The 19,015-nt window shown below is 62.7% G+C and carries 24 protein-coding genes; 9 read left to right on the forward strand and 15 right to left on the reverse strand.

What is annotated here, in order from left to right:
• Positions 1 to 81: 81 nt before the first annotated feature.
• The 8 genes from RB548_RS14070 to RB548_RS14105 form a co-directional block, all read right to left on the reverse strand.
• Positions 82 to 831 carry an ABC transporter ATP-binding protein gene (locus RB548_RS14070; protein WP_331371905.1) on the reverse strand — a complete coding sequence of 250 codons (750 nt, stop codon included), beginning with the start codon at positions 829 to 831 and terminating at the stop codon, positions 82 to 84.
• A complete protein-coding gene (locus RB548_RS14075) occupies positions 828 to 1,661 on the reverse strand; it encodes an ABC transporter ATP-binding protein (RefSeq protein WP_331371906.1) in 834 nt (277 codons plus the stop codon). The genes RB548_RS14070 and RB548_RS14075 overlap by 4 nt, the downstream gene beginning before the upstream one ends.
• Positions 1,658 to 2,590, reverse strand: coding sequence for an ABC transporter permease (locus RB548_RS14080; protein ID WP_331371907.1), 933 nt, complete (start codon positions 2,588 to 2,590; stop codon positions 1,658 to 1,660). The genes RB548_RS14075 and RB548_RS14080 overlap by 4 nt, the downstream gene beginning before the upstream one ends.
• Positions 2,587 to 3,648 (reverse strand): ABC transporter permease, encoded by a 1,062-nt coding sequence (locus RB548_RS14085; RefSeq protein WP_331371908.1) that lies wholly within the window; start codon positions 3,646 to 3,648, stop codon positions 2,587 to 2,589. The genes RB548_RS14080 and RB548_RS14085 overlap by 4 nt, the downstream gene beginning before the upstream one ends.
• Before the next feature lie 24 nt (positions 3,649 to 3,672).
• The gene (locus RB548_RS14090; protein ID WP_331371909.1) at positions 3,673 to 5,313 is read right to left on the reverse strand and encodes an ABC transporter substrate-binding protein; all 1,641 of its coding nucleotides are present in this window, start codon (positions 5,311 to 5,313) and stop codon (positions 3,673 to 3,675) included.
• 51 nt (positions 5,314 to 5,364) lie between these two features.
• A complete protein-coding gene (locus RB548_RS14095; RefSeq protein ID WP_331371910.1) occupies positions 5,365 to 6,420 on the reverse strand; it encodes a dipeptidase in 1,056 nt (351 codons plus the stop codon).
• Between the two features lie 224 nt (positions 6,421 to 6,644).
• Positions 6,645 to 6,986: a DMT family transporter gene (locus tag RB548_RS14100; protein WP_331371911.1), complete on the reverse strand. Its 342-nt coding sequence runs from the start codon at positions 6,984 to 6,986 to the stop codon at positions 6,645 to 6,647.
• A gap of 49 nt (positions 6,987 to 7,035) precedes the next feature.
• Positions 7,036 to 7,596: a TetR/AcrR family transcriptional regulator gene (locus RB548_RS14105; RefSeq protein ID WP_331371912.1), complete on the reverse strand. Its 561-nt coding sequence runs from the start codon at positions 7,594 to 7,596 to the stop codon at positions 7,036 to 7,038.
• Between the two features lie 137 nt (positions 7,597 to 7,733).
• Between RB548_RS14105 and RB548_RS14110 the strand changes: the two genes are divergently transcribed.
• Both RB548_RS14110 and RB548_RS14115 read left to right on the forward strand, forming a co-directional pair.
• Entirely contained in the window at positions 7,734 to 8,126 is a 393-nt protein-coding gene (locus RB548_RS14110; RefSeq protein ID WP_331371913.1) for a globin domain-containing protein, read from the forward strand.
• A gap of 6 nt (positions 8,127 to 8,132) precedes the next feature.
• Positions 8,133 to 8,501, forward strand: a complete 369-nt coding sequence (locus tag RB548_RS14115) for a DUF423 domain-containing protein (RefSeq protein ID WP_331371914.1) — start codon at positions 8,133 to 8,135, stop codon at positions 8,499 to 8,501.
• Between the two features lie 10 nt (positions 8,502 to 8,511).
• On the opposite strand, the gene RB548_RS14120 is transcribed toward RB548_RS14115, so the two are convergent.
• The 5 genes from RB548_RS14120 to RB548_RS14140 all read right to left on the reverse strand — a co-directional run bounded on the left by RB548_RS14120 (position 8,512) and on the right by RB548_RS14140 (position 11,310).
• Positions 8,512 to 8,826 (reverse strand): antibiotic biosynthesis monooxygenase family protein, encoded by a 315-nt coding sequence (locus RB548_RS14120; protein ID WP_331374973.1) that lies wholly within the window; start codon positions 8,824 to 8,826, stop codon positions 8,512 to 8,514.
• 111 nt (positions 8,827 to 8,937) lie between these two features.
• A complete protein-coding gene (locus RB548_RS14125; protein ID WP_331371915.1) occupies positions 8,938 to 9,207 on the reverse strand; it encodes a hypothetical protein in 270 nt (89 codons plus the stop codon).
• Between the two features lie 54 nt (positions 9,208 to 9,261).
• Positions 9,262 to 9,672 (reverse strand): DUF2325 domain-containing protein, encoded by a 411-nt coding sequence (locus tag RB548_RS14130; protein ID WP_331371916.1) that lies wholly within the window; start codon positions 9,670 to 9,672, stop codon positions 9,262 to 9,264.
• A gap of 248 nt (positions 9,673 to 9,920) precedes the next feature.
• Positions 9,921 to 10,829, reverse strand: coding sequence for an energy transducer TonB family protein (locus tag RB548_RS14135; RefSeq protein ID WP_331371917.1), 909 nt, complete (start codon positions 10,827 to 10,829; stop codon positions 9,921 to 9,923).
• Positions 10,830 to 10,872: 43 nt separating this feature from the next.
• Positions 10,873 to 11,310, reverse strand: coding sequence for a hypothetical protein (locus RB548_RS14140; protein ID WP_331371918.1), 438 nt, complete (start codon positions 11,308 to 11,310; stop codon positions 10,873 to 10,875).
• Between the two features lie 136 nt (positions 11,311 to 11,446).
• Between RB548_RS14140 and hemP the strand changes: the two genes are divergently transcribed.
• The 7 genes from hemP (at position 11,447) to RB548_RS14175 (ending at position 16,674) form a co-directional block, all read left to right on the forward strand.
• Positions 11,447 to 11,680: a hemin uptake protein HemP gene (hemP, locus tag RB548_RS14145; RefSeq protein WP_331371919.1), complete on the forward strand. Its 234-nt coding sequence runs from the start codon at positions 11,447 to 11,449 to the stop codon at positions 11,678 to 11,680.
• 10 nt (positions 11,681 to 11,690) lie between these two features.
• On the forward strand, positions 11,691 to 12,752 hold the full coding sequence (locus RB548_RS14150; protein WP_331371920.1) for a hemin-degrading factor: 1,062 nt from the start codon (positions 11,691 to 11,693) through the stop codon (positions 12,750 to 12,752).
• A gap of 9 nt (positions 12,753 to 12,761) precedes the next feature.
• Complete coding sequence (locus RB548_RS14155) at positions 12,762 to 13,712, forward strand: heme/hemin ABC transporter substrate-binding protein (RefSeq protein WP_331371921.1); 951 nt, start codon at positions 12,762 to 12,764, stop codon at positions 13,710 to 13,712.
• Positions 13,699 to 14,823 carry a FecCD family ABC transporter permease gene (locus RB548_RS14160; RefSeq protein WP_331371922.1) on the forward strand — a complete coding sequence of 375 codons (1,125 nt, stop codon included), beginning with the start codon at positions 13,699 to 13,701 and terminating at the stop codon, positions 14,821 to 14,823. The genes RB548_RS14155 and RB548_RS14160 overlap by 14 nt, the downstream gene beginning before the upstream one ends.
• 9 nt (positions 14,824 to 14,832) lie before the next feature.
• Complete coding sequence (locus RB548_RS14165; protein WP_331371923.1) at positions 14,833 to 15,624, forward strand: heme ABC transporter ATP-binding protein; 792 nt, start codon at positions 14,833 to 14,835, stop codon at positions 15,622 to 15,624.
• Between the two features lie 178 nt (positions 15,625 to 15,802).
• Positions 15,803 to 16,165, forward strand: coding sequence for a hypothetical protein (locus RB548_RS14170; protein ID WP_331371924.1), 363 nt, complete (start codon positions 15,803 to 15,805; stop codon positions 16,163 to 16,165).
• 77 nt (positions 16,166 to 16,242) lie between these two features.
• Positions 16,243 to 16,674, forward strand: coding sequence for a hypothetical protein (locus tag RB548_RS14175; RefSeq protein WP_331371925.1), 432 nt, complete (start codon positions 16,243 to 16,245; stop codon positions 16,672 to 16,674).
• 33 nt (positions 16,675 to 16,707) lie between these two features.
• Here RB548_RS14175 and RB548_RS14180 read toward each other — a convergent pair whose 3' ends face one another.
• Entirely contained in the window at positions 16,708 to 18,210 is a 1,503-nt protein-coding gene (locus RB548_RS14180; RefSeq protein WP_331371926.1) for a sensor histidine kinase, read from the reverse strand.
• Between the two features lie 249 nt (positions 18,211 to 18,459).
• Complete coding sequence (locus tag RB548_RS14185; RefSeq protein WP_225106431.1) at positions 18,460 to 19,014, reverse strand: RNA polymerase sigma factor; 555 nt, start codon at positions 19,012 to 19,014, stop codon at positions 18,460 to 18,462.
• Between the last annotated feature and the right edge of the window lies 1 nt (position 19,015).

The following is a 19,015-nucleotide window of genomic DNA, read 5'->3' on the forward strand; positions in this document are numbered from 1 at the left end:
AAGGAACCGATGCAACGCCCCGAAAACACTGTTTTCGGGGCGTTTTTGTTCTGGAGCAGGCGCAATACCTCGCTTCGAGGTTTATCCCCGCCGGAATCCCTTGCTCGCTACCATCAGGTCGCGGGTGTAGTCCTCGCCGATGCGTCCGGCGACGAGGTCGGCCGACGACAACCGTTCGACGACGCGCCCGCCGCGCATAACCGCCAGCCGGTCGCACATATGGGTGACGACCCCGAGATCGTGGCTGACCATGATGAAGGTGAGCTTGCGGTCGCGACGCACCTGTTCGAGGAGGTTGAGCACTTCCGCCTGGACGGAGGCATCGAGCGCCGATGTCGGCTCGTCGAGCAGCAGGATCGAGGGTTCGAGAATGAGCGCCCGCGCGATGGCGATGCGTTGGCGCTGGCCACCGGACAGCTGGTGCGGGTAGCGGAAGCGGAAGCCGGAACCGAGCCCGACCTCGTCCAGCGCCTTGAGGATGCGGCGCTCGCCGTCGCCAACACCGTGGATCGCCAGCGGCTCCAGCAATTGGCGGTCAACCGTCTGGCGCGGATGCAGCGAGCCGTAGGGATCCTGGAACACCATCTGCACCGAGCGGTAAAAAGCCTTGCCGCGGCGCGCGCCTTGAAGCTGCCGGTTTTCGACGCGGATAGTGCCCTCGGTTACCGGCGCGAGACCGGCAACCGCCCTGAGCAGGGTGGATTTTCCCGAGCCGGACTCGCCGACGAGGCCAAAGGACTCGCCGGCAACAACATCGACGCCGACAGCGTCAAGCGCCTTGAAGTCGTCAAAGCTGACTGTGAGATTTTGAACGGAAACGGCAGTCGTCACAGCGCCCACTCCGGCTTGCGGTCGAGGACGGGCAAGGGATGGCGATCCGCCCCGATGACAGGCATGCAGTTCAGGAGTCCCTGCGTGTAGGGATGCTTGGCGCTGGCGAGATCCGATGCGGCGATCTCCTCGACGATCTTTCCGGCATACATCACCAGCACCCGATCGCAGAAAGACGAGACGAGCCTGAGATCGTGCGAGATGAAGATCAGTCCCATGCCGCGATCAGCGACCAGCTTGTCGAGGATCGACAACACTTCGAGCTGCACCGTCACGTCGAGGGCAGACGTCGGCTCGTCGGCGATCAGAAGCTCCGGTCCGGCGACCAGCATCATGGCGATCATCGCGCGCTGGCCCATCCCGCCCGAGATCTCGTGCGGGTAAAGGTCGAAGACGCGAGCCGGGTCGCGAATCTGCACCGCCGCGAGCATATCCAGCGCCCGCTCCCGAGCTTCAGAACGGCTGATGCTCTCATGCCGCCGAAGCGTCTCGACGATCTGCCGGCCGATGCTCATCACCGGATTCAGCGAATATTTCGGATCCTGCAGGATCATCGCGATGTGCTTGCCGCGAAGATCCCGGCGGACTTTTGGCGGAGCGGAAAGCAGATCGACGCTGCCGAACGAAACCGTCTTTGCGGTAACCTCCGCATGCGACGGCGTGAGCCCCATGATCGCCCTGCCCGTCTGCGATTTGCCGGAACCGCTCTCGCCGACAATGCCGAGACGTTCGCGCCCGAGCGTAAAGGAGACGCCGCGCACGGCCTCAATCACGCCGGTACGCGTCGGAAACCGGACCCTCAGGTCGTTGACGGTCAGAAGCGCGCTCATTGGCCGCTCTCCCGCGGATCGAGCGCGTCGCGCAGGCCGTCGCCGAGGAGGTTGAAGCCGAGGCTGACGATCAGGATGGCGACACCAGGCATGGTGGCGACCCACCATTGATCGAGAATGAAGCGGCGGCCCGAGGCGATCATCGCACCCCATTCCGGCAGCGGCGGCTGCGCGCCGAGGCCGAGGAAACCGAGGCCTGCAGCCGTCAGGATGATGCCGGCCATGTCGAGCGTGACGCGCACGATCAACGACGAAAGGCACATCGGCATGACATGGCGGAAGATGATGCGCGCCGGCGACGCCCCCATCAGTTGAACGGCGGCGATATAGTCGGAATTGCGCACCGTTAGCGTCTCGGCGCGGGCGATGCGCGCATAGGGCGGCCAGGAGGTGATCGCAATCGCGATGACGGCGTTTTCGATGCCGGGTCCAAGGGCCGCGACGAAGGCGAGCGCCAGGACGAGCTTTGGAAAAGCGAGGAAGATGTCGGTGATGCGCATCAGCACGGCGTCGACCCAGCCGCCGGAGTATCCGGCGACAGCGCCGACGATGAGGCCGACCGGTGCGGCGATGATCGCGACGAGCACGACCACCGCAAGCGTCAGCCGCGAACCGTGGATCAGTCGCGACAGGATATCGCGGCCCTGGTCGTCCGTGCCGAGCAGATAACCCTCGCTTCCCGGCGGCAGCAGCCGCGCGCCGGCGAGATTGCCGACGACTGGCGAATGCGGCGCGAGGACATCGGCAAAGGCCGCCACGAACACCAGCCCCAGCAGGATGATGAGGCCGAGAACCGCGAGGCGATTCGCCGAAAAGCGCCGCCAGGTCATATAGGCGCGACCGAGACGCGCCTGTGTGCGCGATTGCGGCCGGTCGGACAGCAGCCATTCGCGGCGTGTCATCGGTCGTGTTTCGGTGGCAAGGCTCATCGTGCGCGCGTCCTTGGATCGAGCGTCCGGTAGAGGAGGTCGGACAGGAGATTGATGCCGATGAAGACCGATCCGATGACAATCGTTCCGCCGAGCACGGCATTCATATCGGCATTCTGCAGCGAATTGGTGATGTAGAGGCCGAGCCCCGGCCAGGCGAAGACGGTTTCGGTGAGCACCGATCCTTCAAGCAGGCCGGCATAGGAAAGCGCGATCACCGTCACGAGCGGCACAGCGGCGTTGCGCAACGCGTGGCCCCAGATGATCCGCGCTTCTGAAAGACCCTTGGCGCGCGCGGCGACGATATATTCCTGCTGCAGCTCGTTCAGCATGAAACTGCGGGTCATGCGGCTGATATAGGCGAGCGAGAAGTATCCGAGCAGCGACGCCGGCAGGATGATGTGACGGAAGACATCGCGGAAGACGTCCCACTGCGCCTGCCAGAGCGCGTCGACGAGATAGAAGCCGGTGATCGGCGAAAACGTGTATTCGTAGACGATGTCGATGCGGCCGGGATAGGCGACCCATTGCAGCCGGGCGTAGAAGACGAGCAGCGCCAGCAGCGCCAGCCAGAAGATCGGAACCGAATAGCCGACGAGGCCGATGACGCGGACGATCTGGTCCGCAATGCTGCCGCGCTTGACTGCGGCGAGCACGCCGAGCGGCACGCCGATGAAGGCGCCAATCAGCGTTCCAAGCGTCGCAAGCTCGATCGTCGCCGGGAAAACGCGGCGGATATCCGTCATCACCGGGTTGGTCGTCAGCACCGAAACGCCGAAATCGCCGGAAAGCGCCTGTCGGACATAGATGAAGAATTGCTGGTAGAGAGGCAGGTTGAGCCCCATCGCCTCACGGGTTCTCTCGACGACATGCGAAGGTGCCCGGTCGCCGAGAACGGCGAGGACCGGATCGATCGGAATCACGCGGCCGATGAAGAAGGTGACGGCGAGAAGGCCGAGATAGGTGGTCGCCACGACGACAAGGAATTGCAATGCCGAGGCCACAGCCTTTCGGGAACGGGCGCGCCTGCGCCCGTTCAATCGTTCTGTTCCGCTCATGCTCAAGGGAACGGTCCTTTCGGGTTATTCCTTGGAGACGTTCCAGACGTAGTTGGTGTCGAAGCTCGGACCGAGCTTGAGGCCTTTTAGGTTGCCGCGAAGGCCGGCAACTTCCGTCTGCTGGAAGATGATGACGAACGGGCTCTCCGCGAGCACAGTCTTCTGGAGTTCCTTGTAGGTCTCGGCACGTTTCGCGCTATCGCGCTCAAGCAGCGCTTCCTTGGTCTTCTTCGTCAGTTCCGGAACGTCCCAGGCGTTGCGCCAGGCGAGCGTCTTGTTCTTGCCTTCGTCGGAATTGTCCGGGTTGCTGGTGAAGGTTTCGGCGTTCGAGTTCGGATCAAAATAATCCATGCCCCACTGACCGATATACATGTCGTGGTTGCGGGCGCGGTACTTCGTCAAAGTCTGCTTGCCGTCGCCGGGGATGATCTCGAGCTTCACGCCGGCCTGACCCAGCGTCTGCTGGAAGGACTCGGCAACGCCGGTGACCGGCTGGGTGTTGCGGACGTCCATGGTGACGGAGAAGCCGTCGGGATAGCCGGCTTTTGCCAGCAGTTCCTTGGCCTTGGCGACGTCCAGCTTGTAGGGGTTCTCGTCGAGCGCGCCCAGAACCCCCTTCGGCAGGAAGCTCTGGTGGATTTCGCCGATGCCCTTGATCAGGGTCGAGCCGATCGCGTCGTAGTCGACAAGGTACTTGAACGCTTCGCGCACTTCGGGCTTCGCCAATGCCTCGTTCTTCTGGTTGAGACTGATGTAGTAGACCGTGCCCTTCGCTGCGCTGGTCGTTGCCAGATCGCCGTTCTTCGCCACGGCCTCGTAGTCGCCCGGCTCCAGGTTGCGAGCAACGTCGACGTCGCCGGCTTCGAGCGCCAGGCGCTGGCCGGAGCTTTCCTTCATGTGCCGATAGATGACGCGGGCGAGTTTCGCCTGTTCGCCGTAATAGTTGTCGTTGCGCTCCAGCACGACGACTTCGTTCGCCCGCCATTCGCGCAGCTTGAACGGCCCGGAACCGGCATAGCCCGTCTTCAGCCATTCGTTGCCGAAGTCGTTGTCATACTTGTAGTCCTCGGTCGGGGTCACGGCCTTGACGTGCTCGAGCACCAGCTTCTTGTCGACAACCGAAGCAACCGTCGCGGTCAGGCAGTTGAGGACAAAGCTCGGTGCATAGGCCTGGTCGACGGTGAAGACGAAGGTCGTTTCGTCGGCCGCCTTCGCCTTTTCGGTGACGTTGTCGCCGTTGAGGCCGAACTGGGTGAGGATGAAGGCCGGGCTCTTGTCGAGCTTCACGGCGCGCTCGAACGAATAGGCGACGTCCTCTGCCGTGATCGGGTTGCCGGAGGCGAATTTCAGACCGGATTTCAGCTTGAACGTATAGGTCAGGCCATCATCGGAAACCGTCCAGCTTTCCGCGAGATCGCCGACGACCTTGGTCGTGTCGTTGAGGTCCAGGCGGACGAGCAGGCTGTAGGTGTTGCTGGTCATTTCGGCGGTCGAAAGCTCGAAGGCTTCGCCGGGATCCATGGTGATGATGTCATCGAATGCGAAGGCTTCGACCAGCGTGTCCTTCGGCGTTTCTGCGAAGGCAGGCTGGGAAGCGACCATCACCATGGCAAGTGCTGCCGAAGCGGCAAGCAGTCGAAAACGTCCATTGAGCTTGTGCATCATTTTTTGCAGTTCCCTCGTTTTATGCCCTTTTCCGGGCCTTTCTTCACAGGATCAGGCAGCCTCGTGCCATGCCTGTCCCAGAACTCTCAGCCAGTTCTCCCGGCATATCTTTGCCAGTTCGGACTCACCATATCCGGCGTCTTTAAGTGCGGCAACGAGCTTCTGGTTACCTGCCGCGTCGGCTATTTCCTCCGGTATGGTCGCGCCGTCGAAATCCGAACCGAGCGCGACGCAATCGATCCCCATGCGCTCGATCATGTAATCGACATGACGCACCATGGCGGACAGAGGCGTTGCCGCATTCTCCTGGCCGTCCGGGCGAAGCATCGTCGTCGCGTAGTTGAGACCGACAAGCCCGCGGCTTTCGCGCACGGCATCGAGCTGCCTGTCGGTGAGATTGCGCGCCACCGGTGTCAGCGCATGGGCATTGGAATGGCTGGCGACAAGCGGCTGGTCGGTGGTCTTCGCCACATCCCAGAAACCTTGCTCGGTGCTGTGTGCCAGATCGATCAGGATGCCGAGCCGGTTGCAGGCGCGCACCAGCTCGAAGCCCGCCTCGGTCAGTCCCGGGCCTGTGTCCGGAGACATGGGATAGGCGAACGGCACGCCGTGGCCGAAAACATTGTGACGGCTCCAGACCGGACCCAGCGAGCGAAGCCCGGCCGCATAAAAGGTTTCGAGCGACGAAAGGTCGGGCCCGATCGCCTCGCAGCCCTCCATATGCAGGACCGAGGCGAAGATACCGTCCGCGATCGCCGACCGGATTTCCGCGGTCGAGCGGCAAAGCCTCCAGGCCCCCGCACGATCGAGTCTCACGGCAATGTCGGCAAGCTCCATCGCCGTAGCAAGCGACGGCAGACGGTCAAGCGGTGCGGACAGAGGAGTGGCGTAGTGGCCGTTTTCGTCCGGCGTCTTCAGCACCAGATCGCCCGATGGAATGTAAATTGCCGAAAGACCGCCGGCGAGGCCACCCCGCTTGGCGCGTGGCGCATCGATGTGGCCCTTGTCGGTTCCCTCGACGAATTCGGTTACCGGATCGCCTCCGCTGCGCCCGTGCTGCCAAAGGCGCAGAAGCACGTCGTTATGGCCGTCGAAAACCGCCTGCATTCCAAAAATTCCTTCGCGTTATCAGGGAGATCGGATGGAATGCTTCCATACCGCATCCAAAGAAGGGACGCGGGCGATGCTATTGAAACAGATCGGCCATTTCAATGAAATTCAGGGGTTTTCCCAGCGTAGTCTGTAGCGAAAAGTTGCAGGGACGCCGCGCTGATTGCTGACACCAGCTGGCGCACGACCCGAAACACCGTTCGAAAGGCATCGTCGACGGGTCAGTGAAACGTCGACTTGGAACAGAGATTGAGAACCAGCACGCCGGCAATGATGAGCGCCAGCCCGAATACGGCTGGCAGGTCGAGCTTCTGACCGAAAACGAGATAGCCGGCGGCAGAAATCAGCACGATGCCGAGGCCGCTCCACAGGGCGTAGGCGATGCCGACCGGAATATAGCGCAGCGTGAAGGAGAGGAAAAAGAAAGCGACACCATAGCACAGGACCATGATCACCGTGGGCGTCAGCCGCGAGAAATGCTGCGCCGCCTGCATGGCGGAGGTGCCGAGCACCTCGAAGACGATGGCGATCACCAGGACCGTATAAAGCATGGCGGGGTTCATGGGACGTCTCCGGTGGAGTGGTTGAGAGCGGTCTGCTCCGACTTCTTGCCTATTGCAGTGAAAGCGCCTTGAGGTTCTGGAGCAGAATCGCTCGGGCCGGTGCATCGAGCTTGTGGCTCTCAAGCAGGTCCGCCAGCCAGACACCGTCGGCAGCAAAACGGGCGAGAAGGCAGCTCGGCGAGGAATCGGTCGCTGCGAACTCAGCCGCCCGTCGCGCCACCCAATCGCGCCAGCGCGCTTTGAGATGCGGCTCGGCGAGCAACGCGATCGTCAGCACCTGCCATCCCTTCCCTTCCGCCTCCGCCTCGAGCGCAAAGCAGACCGTCAGATAGGCGCGCGTAAACCGCCCTTGCTCGACATCGTCACTCGCCATTGCCGCCTCGATCGCCCGATCGAAGCGCGCGACGAGTTCATCGAAGAGGCCGTCGAGCAGGGCGAGCTTGTTCGGAAAATGATGCAGCAGCCCGCCCTTGCTGACGCCGGCGGCCTGCGACACCGCGTCCAGCGTCACGGCGCCGATGCCCTGCTCCAGCGACAGGCGCGCGGCGACCTCCAGCAATTGCTGGCGAACGTGCTCCGGCTGCTTTTTCCTGCGATGAGCGTTTGTCATACCCCATAAAGATACCGTCTGGACGGTTTGTCAAGTATGTACTTGGCTCGACGCGATGAAACGCCGCAAAGAGAAGACAGTGAAAGAGATTGTCGGAAGGCGGGTCGCGTTATACCAATCCGGCAAAGGACGACGATATGGCGGGAACCGAAACGACAACTCTTTACGAAGCGATCGGCGGCGACGCCACGGTTCGCGCGCTTACACGGCGCTTCTACGCGCTGATGGACAGCCTCCCGGAAGCCGCCCGCTGTCGCGCCGTTCATCCGCCGGACCTCTCGGGCAGCGAGGAGAAACTCTATGAATACTTGACCGGCTGGCTCGGCGGGCCACCGATCTATGTGGAAAAACGCGGTCATCCGATGCTGCGACGCCGGCACTTCATCGCAGAGATCGGCCCGGCCGAGCGCGACGAATGGCTTCTTTGCTTCACACGCGCGCTTGAGGAGACCGTTGCCCATCCGAAATTGCGGGCAGTCATTCTCGAACCGATCACGCGGCTCGCTTATCACATGCAGAACAAGGAATAGCTATCGATGCCGAACAGCGCAGCGCGCTCGACCGTGCTTTTCATTGCGGGGCTGATGGGACTTGCCGGTGTCGCGGCCGCGGCGGCGGCATCGCATGGCGCCGATCCACGACTTCTCGGCAGCGCCTCCGCCATGTGCCTCGCCCATGCGCCGGCACTCGTCGCACTCCATGCCGGATGGGCCCATTTCCGCACGGCCGCGATCGCCGCACTGTTGTTGGCCGCCGGCACTGCGCTTTTCGCGGGCGATCTCGCGGCGCGCCATGCCCTCGGCCATGGCCTTTTTCCGATGTCGGCACCGCTCGGTGGACTGACGATGATGGCGGGTTGGCTCGCCGTGACGCTCGGGGCATTTCTGCCGTCGAGCGCGAGCTAAAAAGCGTCGCTCACGCGCCCTCGACCACGGAATAACCTTCGAATTTCGGTGGGCCGAGATACATGGCCTTGTTGTCGCCGGCGCTCCGGTGCGCCGCGCGGAAATTTTCCGACTTCGTCCAGGCGATGAAAGCGTCCTTGCTTTCCCAGGTCGATTTCGAAATGAAGGGCGTATAGCCCTCTTCCGGCACGCTCTCCCCGCGAAGCAGGTGGAAGGCGATGAAGCCGGGCATTTCGGCCAAGCTCGTGTCCCGGCCTTTCCAGATGGCCTCGAACGCCGCTTCCCGGCCGATCGCAATGCGGAAACGGTTCATGGCGAAGTACATGTCGTCGCTCCCGAGCATTTCATCGTTTCCTCGAAACGATGAAATGCTCTAACTCTTTGAAATTACGCAATTCCGGACGGAAAACCGTTACACACTTTCCCTGGAATTGCTCTATGCACGATCTTTTTTCAAGGGAGCGTCGCTCCCGACGCTCGGGAACGGCAGGATAGCGCCCTCAAGCGGTGACGCAAGGCCGAGAGGATCCCTGCCCGGCTGCCGCGCCTGCCAAGTCGGAAACTCGGCGACGTTCGGATTTTCCTCCAGCATGCGGGCCCGGCGGGTCAGCAACTCGTAAAGTTCGGGCACCAGTCCATCGCCGAACTGCGAGGCCAGCTTGTGAAGGCCGATCATCGTCATGTGATCGGGACGCTCATCATTCATTGTCGGTTCTCCAGCCACGACGCGCCCCTGCGCACGCGTGACTTCGCTTTTTGGTTAGCCGTCGCGGCTGTTGGTGGTCAGATCCTGCAGCGCTCGCTCGAGACTCGATTTCGAGCCATTGCGCAGTGGCACGAAGGCCTTGCCCCACTTCTTGCAGCCGGTCTTCACGCGAAGACACGCATCGTGGCTGATGCAATCGATGGGGCAGAAGACGCAGTCGACCGAGGGAAGGACGCGGTCGATGCGTGACACGGCTTCGCGCAGTCCCCCGTCATGATGGATCAACTCCGCGCCGAAGGAACTGGCGATCTCGCGCAGATGGGCAACCTGGCAGTCTCTGCCGCCGACATAGAGGAAGCTGCGACCCTCGAGGGTCGCCTTGCCGGCATCGGGCCTCTGTTCGGTTGCTGCATTCGCCGCTTTGCCCTTGCCGCCCTTGCCTGCGTTCTGCCGCTTACCGCGCATGCATTCCTCTCCATCTTGTTCCGCGTCTCCGGCGCTTCGCCGTTGGATCGCCCTCGCGATTGATTCAGAGCACACACCGAACGGTTGCGTGACGGCGGCAACCTATTAAACTTGATAATCAGAGTAAAGTATAAACATGAGTTTTTAATTCATATTTTTTTCGAACTTTTTTAGCGAGTGTCCGGTGCCACTCACCGGCCGCTAGACGGGCGGCGGTGAATTCCCGTTCTTCACGCGCGTGCGCTGACTTAGCGTTTGAATTCAAGCGGAATGGTGAAGACCCAACTGTCGCGTCCGGCTCCGGCCGGGATCGCCGGGAAGGGAGCGGCGCGGCGCACGGCATCGAGAGCCGCTTCGTCGAGGATCGGCGAGCCGGCGCTTTTCGCCAAGCTGACGCTCGCCAGACCGCCATTGGACGTAACGGTGAAGCGCACATGAGCAACGCCGCGTAGACCCTGGCGCTTGGCTTCGGCCGGATAACGCCTTGTCCGACTGAGCTTGCGCCGCACCTTGCCCTTATAGTTGTCAACAGCGGCATTGCCAGCTTCCTGAGCGGCGGAGCCGCGCTTCTCGCCCGTAGCCGCGCTGACGGCGGCGTTCTCTGCGCCGTCCGCCTGGCCTTTGACCTGCGTTTTCGCCTGTTCGCCGCCCTCGCCGGCCTTCTTGCGTGCGACTTTTTTCTTCTTTACCGGCTCCTTCTTCGGTTCCGGTTTCTCGATCTTCTCTGGCTCCGGCTTCTCTTCCGGCACTACTGTTTCGACAGGCGCGACGCTCGCTGTTACCGGTGCGTCGGTGGCCTGAGTCGTCGGCATTTCATCCGCCGGCACGATGACATCCGCCTCCGTCGGCGGAATGTCGGACGGCTGTTTCGAGACACTCTCCGGCGTTGTCGGCGGGATCTCTTGCGCCATCTCTTCCGTCGGCGAAGCTTCGCTCGGCTTCACCTCCTCCGGTGCGTCCTCAATAGGTTCGACCGCGTCCAGAGGTTCTCCTGCCTGCAGCGCCTCCTCGAAGGCATTGCCAAGTAGCGTAACCTCAGTCGCCGCACCGCCAGCCATCAGAAAATCGTCCTCGCTAGGCTCCAGCAGCATTGCTCCACCGGCATGCGCCAGCAAGGAAAGGCCGATGGCCGCGGCCCATTTCATGATGTGCTTCATCTGTGCTTGCCTTCCAATCGGCAACGTCAAAAGGCCGAGGCTCTCAGCCCTTAAGCTCGACCGCCGACTTGGAACCGGTCTTCAGACCCGTCATGCAGGCGTTCTTGTCAACGCCCTCGCCGACGCATGCCGGTGCATCATTGATCAGCAGGCTCTTCACCGACTCGCATTTCGTGCCCGGCAGATCGAACTGGCGGACCTTCGTCTTGCCGGCGGGCAGCTCGCGGAAGTCGAGCACCGCCATTCGTTCCACCAGTCCCTGCCGATCGAAGAGAACGAATTCGAACGAAACTTTCGAGAGCGACTGCGGCAGCGCGTTGCCGGCAACGAAAGTCAGCTTGCAGCCCTTCTCCGACGGCGCGACCTCGTTCAACTCGATTGCGAGCCCGCCCGAAGCCGCCGCCTCCTGCGCGATGGCCGGCGCGGCCACGGAAAAAAGCGCGAATACGGCCGAAAGAGCGAAACGGAAAGGATGCGTCATCACAACACCACTCGACATCTGCACGCGTGCCCCGGCAATCCTCAAACAGCTCGCGCTCATAAACTTGACTATAAAAATCCGGTATTGCGTCCTTAAAGAAATATGAGTAATGAAGTCAAGATAATAAAAGGAATACGTGGGGAGGAAATCGGAAAACAGCCGGTTCGTCCCTCGCGAACTGGCCGAAACCGTGACACCTAACGATACCGATACCGAGCGCCCCTCGCGGCCGACACTGGCGGACCGAAACCAGCGAATCGTGGAGAGCCGCGATCTCTTCCGCGGCGATAGCGAGATCCTCATTTCCCATGACGGTACGATCTACCGGATGAGGATCACCCGTCAGGGCAAACTGATCCTGAACAAATAGGCAAAAGATAATGATCGAGAGCATTCGCCCAACCCCTTCCGAAATCCGTGCCTATCGCGCCGCCAATCCGAAGCTGCGCGAGCGCGATATCGCCGCGCAACTCGGCGTTTCGGAAGCTGCGCTCGTTGCCGCCGAATGCGGCCTCGCGGCGGTCCGCATCGATAGCGACGCCAACCGTTTCCTGGAGCGGGTCGAGGACCTGGGTGAAGTACTCGCGCTCACGCGCAACGAATGCGCGGTCCACGAGAAGATCGGCGTCTACGAGAACATCAAGGCGGGGAAGGCAGCCGCCCTGGTGCTGGGGGCCGAAATCGATCTGCGCATCTTCCCAAGTGCCTGGGCCCACGGCTTTGCCGTCAGCAAGACCGACTCGAATGGGGAGGTCCGCCGCAGCCTGCAATTCTTCGACAAGTGGGGCAACGCCGTCCACAAGGTCCACCTGCGCCCAGCCTCGAACGGAGCGGCCTACGACAGGATCGTCGAGGACCTCCGCCTGGACGATCAATCGCAGGACTTCGTTGCCGACGCGAGCGCACCGACGAGCGACGACAAGTCCGATGTTGCGGTCGATGCCGACGAGCTCCGGGACCGCTGGTCGAAACTGACCGACACCCACCAGTTCCACGGCATGTTGCGCAACCTGAACATCGGCCGGCGCCAAGCCCTGCATGCCGTCGGCGAGGACCTGGCCTGGCGTCTCGATCCGACGGGCGTCGAGGCGATGATGCGCGGCAGCGCCGAAATTGAACTGCCGATCATGTGCTTCGTCGGCAATCGCGGCGTCATTCAGATCCACTCCGGTCCGGTTGCCCGCATCGGGGTGATGGGCCCGTGGCTCAATGTTATGGATCCGACATTCCATCTGCATCTGCGCACGGACCATATCGCCGAACTGTGGGCGGTCCGCAAACCGACGACCGACGGCCATGTCACCTCGCTCGAGGCACTCGACGCCAAGGGCGAGATGGTCATCCAGTTCTTCGGCAAGCGCAAGGAAGGCCTCGCCGAGCGGCCGGAATGGCGCAGCCTCGTCGAAGCCCTGCCCCGGCTCAACACGATCGTCGCAGCCTGAGGAACGCTCATGATCACCGGTCTCGATTTCCGCCGCCTTCGCCGCTGGGAACTCGCGCTTGCCGCCTTTGCGTTCTCCGCGCCCCTGTTGCTGCCGGCACTGGCCCCCGGAAGCCCCTCTTTCCTGCGCCCGGCAATGGCCGAGGATATGCAGCAACCGGACGTCTCCCGCGTCGTGTCGGTTGGTGGCGCGATCACAGAGATCATCTACGCGCTCGGCGAAGAAAGCCGCCTCGTCGGTCGTGACTCCACCAGTACCTATCCGGAAGCGGCGACAAAGCTGCCGGACGTCGGCTATATGCGGCGACTGGCACCTGAAGGCATCATCGCCGTCAATCCGACGGCAATCGTCGCGATCGAAGGCAGCGGACCGCCCGAGGCGCTCGCCGTGCTTAAGGAAGCAAAGATTCCCTTCACCAGCGTTCCCGATGCCTTCGACAAAAACGGTATCGTCGCGAAGATCCGCGCCGTCGGCGCTTTTCTTGGCGTGAAGGACAAGGCGGAGGCGCTCGCCCAATCCGTGGAGAAAGATCTCGATGCTGCGCTGGCGGAGGCAGCCAAGCGCCCCGAAAGCGAACGCAAGCGTGTCCTCTTCATTCTCAGCACGCAGGGCGGCAAGATCCTGGCATCCGGCACTGGCACGGCCGCAGACGGCATCATCCAACTTTCAGGCGCGGTCAATGCGGCCGGGACGTTTCAGGGCTACAAGGCCCTGACGGACGAGGCGATCATCGAAGCCAAGCCGGATGTCGTCCTGATGATGACCCGGGGCGGCGGCGAATCGGCCGGCATCGACGAACTGTTCGCCATGCCGGCGATGAGTCTGACGCCGGCTGCAAAAAACAAGGCGCTGATCCGCATGGACGGGCTGCACCTGCTCGGCTTCGGCCCCCGCACCGCCGGCGCCATCCGCGAACTGAACGACGCAATCTACGGAAAGAAGACCAATGCCTCGCAGTGAGGCGATGGAAGGCAGCATGCGCGCGCCTGCCTTCGCCGCCAATATCGTCAGCGAATGGCGCGCGGGGAACCGCTCGGGTCTTGCGCGCCTGCTGATTGTCGTGCTCGCGGTTCTTGCAACGGCGACGTTCGTCACATCGATCATGACCGGCGCCGCCGACGCCTCGCTCTCCAATGTAGTCCATTGGCTGGCCGGCGCGGAGGGTGCGGATCAGGCGCTGAGCGTCCGCGACCGCATCATCATCCTCGACATTCGCCTGCCGCGGGCGGTGCTCGGCTTGCTCGTCGGTGCGGCACTTGCCGTCTCCGGCGTGGTGATGCAGGGCCTCTTCCGCAATCCGCTCGCCGATCCTGGCCTCGTCGGCGTTTCGTCCGGCGCGAGTCTCGGCGCCGTCCTGCTGATCGTCCTCGGTTCGAGCGTGTTCGGCCCGCTCTTTGCGCTCGTCGGATTTTACGCGCTTCCAGTCGCCGCTTTCTTCGGCGGCCTTGCCACGACCCTGCTCCTCTACCGCATTGCGACGCGCGGTGGCCAGACTTCGGTGGCGACAATGCTGCTTGCGGGCATCGCGCTTGGCGCGCTCACCGGTGCCGTCACCGGCGTGCTCGTCTTCATTGCCGACGACAAGCAACTGCGCGACCTGACCTTCTGGGGCCTCGGTTCGCTTGCCGGCGCCAACTGGACAAAGATCCTCGCCGCCGCACCGATCATCCTGATGTCGCTTGCCGTGGTCCCCTTCCTGGCACGTGGCCTGAACGCAATCACGCTCGGCGAAGCGGCGGCGTTCCACATGGGTATTCCCGTCCAGCGCCTCAAGAACATCGCAATCCTCAGTGTTGCGGCCGCGACGGGCGCATCCGTTGCCGTCAGTGGCGGTATCGGTTTCGTCGGTATCGTCGTGCCTCATCTGCTGCGCCTCGTCATCGGTCCCGACCACCGCTACCTGCTGCCCGCCTCTGCGCTTCTCGGCGGCACCATGCTGATCTTCGCCGATATGGTGGCCCGGACGATCGTTTCGCCCGCCGAATTGCCGATCGGCATCATCACGGCCTTCGTCGGCGCGCCTTTCTTTCTCTGGATCCTGCTGCGCGGCCGATCGAACATGGGACTTTGAGAGCGCGTCATGATCACGGTTTCCGATATCTCCGTCCGTCTTGCCGGCAGGCAGGTGATCCATGGCGTCTCGTTCGATGCTGCTCCGGGCACGATGACGGCGATCGTCGGCCCGAACGGTTCGGGCAAGACAACCACCCTGAAGGCCGTTTCCGGCGAACTCTCGCCCGTCACCGGCAAGGTCACCATCAACGGCCATGATCTCGCCGCCCTCAGGCCGTGGGAGCTTGCGTTTAAACGTGGTGTCCTGCCGCAATCGACCGTTATTTCCTTCTCTTTCACCGTGCGAGAAATCGTCCGTCTCGGCCTTTCGGCCGGCGACGCAGGCAGCCACTCCTCCAAAGACCGCATTGCCGACGATGCGCTCGAGGCCGTTGATCTGGCGGGCTTTGCCGGACGCTTCTATCAGGAGCTCTCGGGCGGCGAGCAACAGCGCGTGCAGCTTGCGCGTGTCCTTTGCCAGATCTCGGCCCCGGTCAGCGATGGCGAGCCTCGCTATCTCCTGCTCGACGAGCCCGTATCGAGCCTCGACATCCGCCACCAGCTGACAATCATGCAGCTTGCGCGCCAATTCTGCCAGCGCGGAGGCGGCGTCATCGCCGTCATGCACGACCTCAATCTGACCGCGATGTTCGCGGACCAGATGGTCATGATGAGGGCCGGTCGCGTCCGCGCGAGCGGACCGCCGCGGGAGGTTCTGAACGACGAGACCATGGAAGCCGTGTTCGGATGCCGAATGCAGGTCAACGTCACTCCGGCGCGCGATATCCCTTTCGTGCTGCCACAATCGGTGGCGATCTGATCGCTCCCGGACGCTTTTTCGCTATTTCCAGGAGCTATTTGCGGTAGCGGCAGGATTTATCGAAACGAATCTCGCCTTCATGCGTTGTTCCGCTGAATGTCGGGCGAGGCGCTTCTTGCCCGAGGGGAATACGCGCCGGCTGTCTTGGCCGGCGTTGCAGCGAAAGGGAGCTCACATCATGGCAACGGGCCTTTTCTCGAGTTCGAGCACCAGGAAACGCAACGGCGGGCACGGCGAAACCCCCATCGAAGACCAACTCCAAGAAATTCGAGCGGACATTGCGACACTCGTCGGACTGTTCAGCGAGCGCGGGGCGGCGGTTTCCCAGGATGCGAAAGCCAAAGCAAAAGGCGCGCGTGATCGGGCCGAAGCCGATCTCGAAAATCTGCTGGCAAGCGGCGAGCAATTGCTCTCGGATTTGCGCGACCGCTATTCCGGGACGGAAAGGGAGATCCGCAGGGCAGTGCGCGAGCATCCGATCGCGACGCTCGGCGCCGCAGCGGCGATAGGTCTTATCGCGGCTGCGCTTCTGCGCCGATAGGCGTTTCCACAGCGTGAACAATCTGCAGCAGGAAGGCCGCTCTTCCTGCCCCGCACGACGCAATCGGAGTGACTCGCATGGGAACGCTGGGGGCCGCCTTGTCCGCCTTGCTGGCAGCCGACGTGGCTGCAGCCACCTCACGCTACAGGCGCAACGCGATTTTATGGGCGATCATCGCGACCTTGCTCGGCACGGCTTATGTCTTTGCGCTGGCAGCAGTCACGCTGTTTCTCGCCGCGCGCTACTCGCCGGTGGCGGCGGCTGCGACGATGGCCGTCGTTCTGTTCGCGACGGCGTTGATCGTAATCGCGGTGATGGCAGGGCTTCGCGCCCGCGACCGGCGGCTCGCCGAAGAGCGCCGGCGCCTCTTGGCGATGCAGACGAATCTGGCACTCGTGGCTGCCGCCGGCATCTTGCGAAGGCAGCCGCTGCTCGCCGTGGCGACCGCCGTTGCGGTCGGAGCCGTGCTCGGCCTCGGCAAAGGCCGCCCTCGCAATGAAGAGCGCTGACTTCTGCATGCATCCCGCTGCCGCAACCCATGGTTAAAGCGGCAACCGGATGAGCGCGGTCACGCCGGCCGGCAGATATTCGACCTTGACCGAGCTGCCTATGACCTTGTCGAGGCTGCGCTCGATCAGGATCGAGCCGAAACCACGCCTTCTCGGTTCGCGAACCGGCGGGCCGCCAACCTCGGTCCAGGTTAGATGCAGCACCGAGCCGCCGTCTTCTACGACGCCCCGCGCGGTCAGCACGACCTTGCCTTTCGGCACCGAGAGCGACCCGTATTTCAGTGCATTCGTCGCCAGCTCGTGCAGCACCAATCCAAGTCCAACCGCCTGATCGGGCCCCAGCAGGATTTCGTCCTTATGGATCTCGACCTGTTCGGCATAGTCGCTGACATAGGGGCGCAACTGCTTCGATATCAGTTCCGACAGGCGGATCGTGCCCCATTCGTAGTCGGACAGCAGCCCGTGCGCGTCCGAGATGGACTGAAGCCGGCCGGCGAATGCAGCCATGAACTCGGCAGGATCGCTCGTCTGTCGAAGTGTCTGACGGGCGAGCGACTGCAACATCGCCAAGGTATTCTTGACCCGGTGGTTCAGTTCCTTGAGCAGAAGCCGCGTCCGCTGTACCGCAGCCTGCTGGTCGGTGACATCGATGGTCATGCCGAGGAAGGTCAGCGGAGCACCCTTGCCGTCGCGGTCGTGCACCCTGCCGCGCCCGAGCAGCCAGCGCCCACTGTCGCCGATGCGAAACATGCCGTCATATTCCTCGTTCGCGGCCATCGCCTGCCTGAGCTTGGAAAACGTCGAGATGCGGTCGTCCGGATGGATGGCGGCGAAGATCGCCCTGGCGCCGACCGAGCGTTCAGCCGGCAGCCCGAACATGCGCATCATCGCGCTGTTGCCCGCAACCGTGCCGGCGCGGATGTCCCAAAGCCAACTGCCGACATTCGCTGCGTCGAGCGCCATCGCGAGGCGCTGTTCCTCGCGCGAAAGCGCCGCCTCCTTGAGCGCGCGCCGGCGCGACTCGTCCTTGAGCTTGAGCAGTGATGCGGCAATGCCGGCAATCCGGCGAAGCTCATCGATCAATTTCGGCTCGATTTCCTTACGCGGCGCCACGTCGAAAACACAGACAGTGCCGACCGCCTGGCCGTCCAAGAGAATGGAAGCGCCTGCATAGAAACGCAGGAACGGTGCGTCGGTGACCCTTGGCCGATGACGAAACAATGGGTGCCGCGACGCGTCGAGCACGACAAAGACGCCGTCGGGATCCGCGACCGTGTGGAGGCAGAAAGATTCGTCGCAGCGCAGCCGCGTGTCCGTCGTTCCGACGGCCGCCTTGAACCATTGCCATTCACTATCAACGAGGCTGACGAGCGCAATTGGTGCGCTGAACAGGCTTCCCGCGAGCTTCGCAAGCCCGTCGAAGTCGCTGTCCGGCACCGCCATGTCGGGCACGACGGCATGCAGGACGCCAAGCCGTTCGCGGGCATCCAGCACCTGCGCTACCGTTGGAAGCATCGCCTCGGTCTTCTCGCGCATCCGGTCCAACTCCAAACTCGCGCACCCGCCGCAGCAGAACCGATCAGGGTCAACTGCATGTTTCCTTAAATCGCACCCGATTTAAGGTTAAACATGCAGCAGTTCAAAGTGCTACAGCGTCCTTTGCGCGTCTGAAAGACGCGCGGCGCCGCAGAAGGTTCCCGCCCTCACCGCCGTGACTGGTGCTCCAAGCAAAAAAGCAGGACCGCCGACGACTTGCAACGGTCTGGCTTCACGAGCGCACGAAGATCACGAAACGAATGCGCGCGAGGTAATGGGCGCCGAGGTCTCGTCAGGGCCGTAGTCGTTCTCGCCTTGCACCTGGAGAATTTCCTGAAGGCGCTGGCGCGCGCGATTGACGCGGCTCTTGATGGTACCGAGCGCGCAGCCGCAGATCTTGGCAGCTTCTTCGTAGGAGAAGCCGGATGCCCCGACCAGGATGATCGCTTCGCGCTGGTCCGGTGGCAACTGATCTAGAGCCCGCCGGAAATCCTGGAGATCGAGCGAACCATATTGCTCGGGATGGTGGGCGAGCGTTTCGGTGAAATGGCCGTCGCTGTCCTGGATCTCCCGACCGCGCTTGCGCATCTGGCTGTAGAGTTCGTTGCGCAGGATCGTGAAGAGCCAAGCCTTCATGTTCGTGCCGATCTCGAAATGGTCCTGTTTCGCCCAGGCTTTCATGATCGTGTCCTGCACGAGATCATCCGCTCGGTCGTGGCGGCCGATCAGCGACATGGCAAAGGCGCGTAGGCTGGGAAGTGCGGCGAGCATCTCGCGCTTGAATTCTTGATTTTCGGACGGCATT

Origin of the sequence: Sinorhizobium chiapasense (assembly GCF_036488675.1) — a bacterium.
Lineage (GTDB): Bacteria > Pseudomonadota > Alphaproteobacteria > Rhizobiales > Rhizobiaceae > Sinorhizobium > Sinorhizobium chiapasense.

Coding starts and splice junctions, on each gene's coding strand:
- RB548_RS14075 (WP_331371906.1), bottom strand. CDS start 1,661: ATGAGCGCGCTTCTGACCGTCAACGACCTGAGGGTCCGGTTTCCGACG.
- RB548_RS14080 (WP_331371907.1), bottom strand. CDS start 2,590: ATGAGCCTTGCCACCGAAACACGACCGATGACACGCCGCGAATGGCTG.
- RB548_RS14085 (WP_331371908.1), bottom strand. CDS start 3,648: ATGAGCGGAACAGAACGATTGAACGGGCGCAGGCGCGCCCGTTCCCGA.
- RB548_RS14090 (WP_331371909.1), bottom strand. CDS start 5,313: ATGATGCACAAGCTCAATGGACGTTTTCGACTGCTTGCCGCTTCGGCA.
- RB548_RS14095 (WP_331371910.1), bottom strand. CDS start 6,420: ATGCAGGCGGTTTTCGACGGCCATAACGACGTGCTTCTGCGCCTTTGG.
- RB548_RS14100 (WP_331371911.1), bottom strand. CDS start 6,986: ATGAACCCCGCCATGCTTTATACGGTCCTGGTGATCGCCATCGTCTTC.
- RB548_RS14105 (WP_331371912.1), bottom strand. CDS start 7,596: ATGACAAACGCTCATCGCAGGAAAAAGCAGCCGGAGCACGTTCGCCAG.
- RB548_RS14110 (WP_331371913.1), top strand. CDS start 7,734: ATGGCGGGAACCGAAACGACAACTCTTTACGAAGCGATCGGCGGCGAC.
- RB548_RS14115 (WP_331371914.1), top strand. CDS start 8,133: ATGCCGAACAGCGCAGCGCGCTCGACCGTGCTTTTCATTGCGGGGCTG.
- RB548_RS14120 (WP_331374973.1), bottom strand. CDS start 8,826: ATGTACTTCGCCATGAACCGTTTCCGCATTGCGATCGGCCGGGAAGCG.
- RB548_RS14125 (WP_331371915.1), bottom strand. CDS start 9,207: ATGAATGATGAGCGTCCCGATCACATGACGATGATCGGCCTTCACAAG.
- RB548_RS14130 (WP_331371916.1), bottom strand. CDS start 9,672: ATGCGCGGTAAGCGGCAGAACGCAGGCAAGGGCGGCAAGGGCAAAGCG.
- RB548_RS14135 (WP_331371917.1), bottom strand. CDS start 10,829: ATGAAGCACATCATGAAATGGGCCGCGGCCATCGGCCTTTCCTTGCTG.
- RB548_RS14140 (WP_331371918.1), bottom strand. CDS start 11,310: ATGACGCATCCTTTCCGTTTCGCTCTTTCGGCCGTATTCGCGCTTTTT.
- RB548_RS14150 (WP_331371920.1), top strand. CDS start 11,691: ATGATCGAGAGCATTCGCCCAACCCCTTCCGAAATCCGTGCCTATCGC.
- RB548_RS14155 (WP_331371921.1), top strand. CDS start 12,762: ATGATCACCGGTCTCGATTTCCGCCGCCTTCGCCGCTGGGAACTCGCG.
- RB548_RS14160 (WP_331371922.1), top strand. CDS start 13,699: ATGCCTCGCAGTGAGGCGATGGAAGGCAGCATGCGCGCGCCTGCCTTC.
- RB548_RS14165 (WP_331371923.1), top strand. CDS start 14,833: ATGATCACGGTTTCCGATATCTCCGTCCGTCTTGCCGGCAGGCAGGTG.
- RB548_RS14170 (WP_331371924.1), top strand. CDS start 15,803: ATGGCAACGGGCCTTTTCTCGAGTTCGAGCACCAGGAAACGCAACGGC.
- RB548_RS14175 (WP_331371925.1), top strand. CDS start 16,243: ATGGGAACGCTGGGGGCCGCCTTGTCCGCCTTGCTGGCAGCCGACGTG.
- RB548_RS14180 (WP_331371926.1), bottom strand. CDS start 18,210: ATGCGCGAGAAGACCGAGGCGATGCTTCCAACGGTAGCGCAGGTGCTG.
- RB548_RS14185 (WP_225106431.1), bottom strand. CDS start 19,014: ATGCCGTCCGAAAATCAAGAATTCAAGCGCGAGATGCTCGCCGCACTT.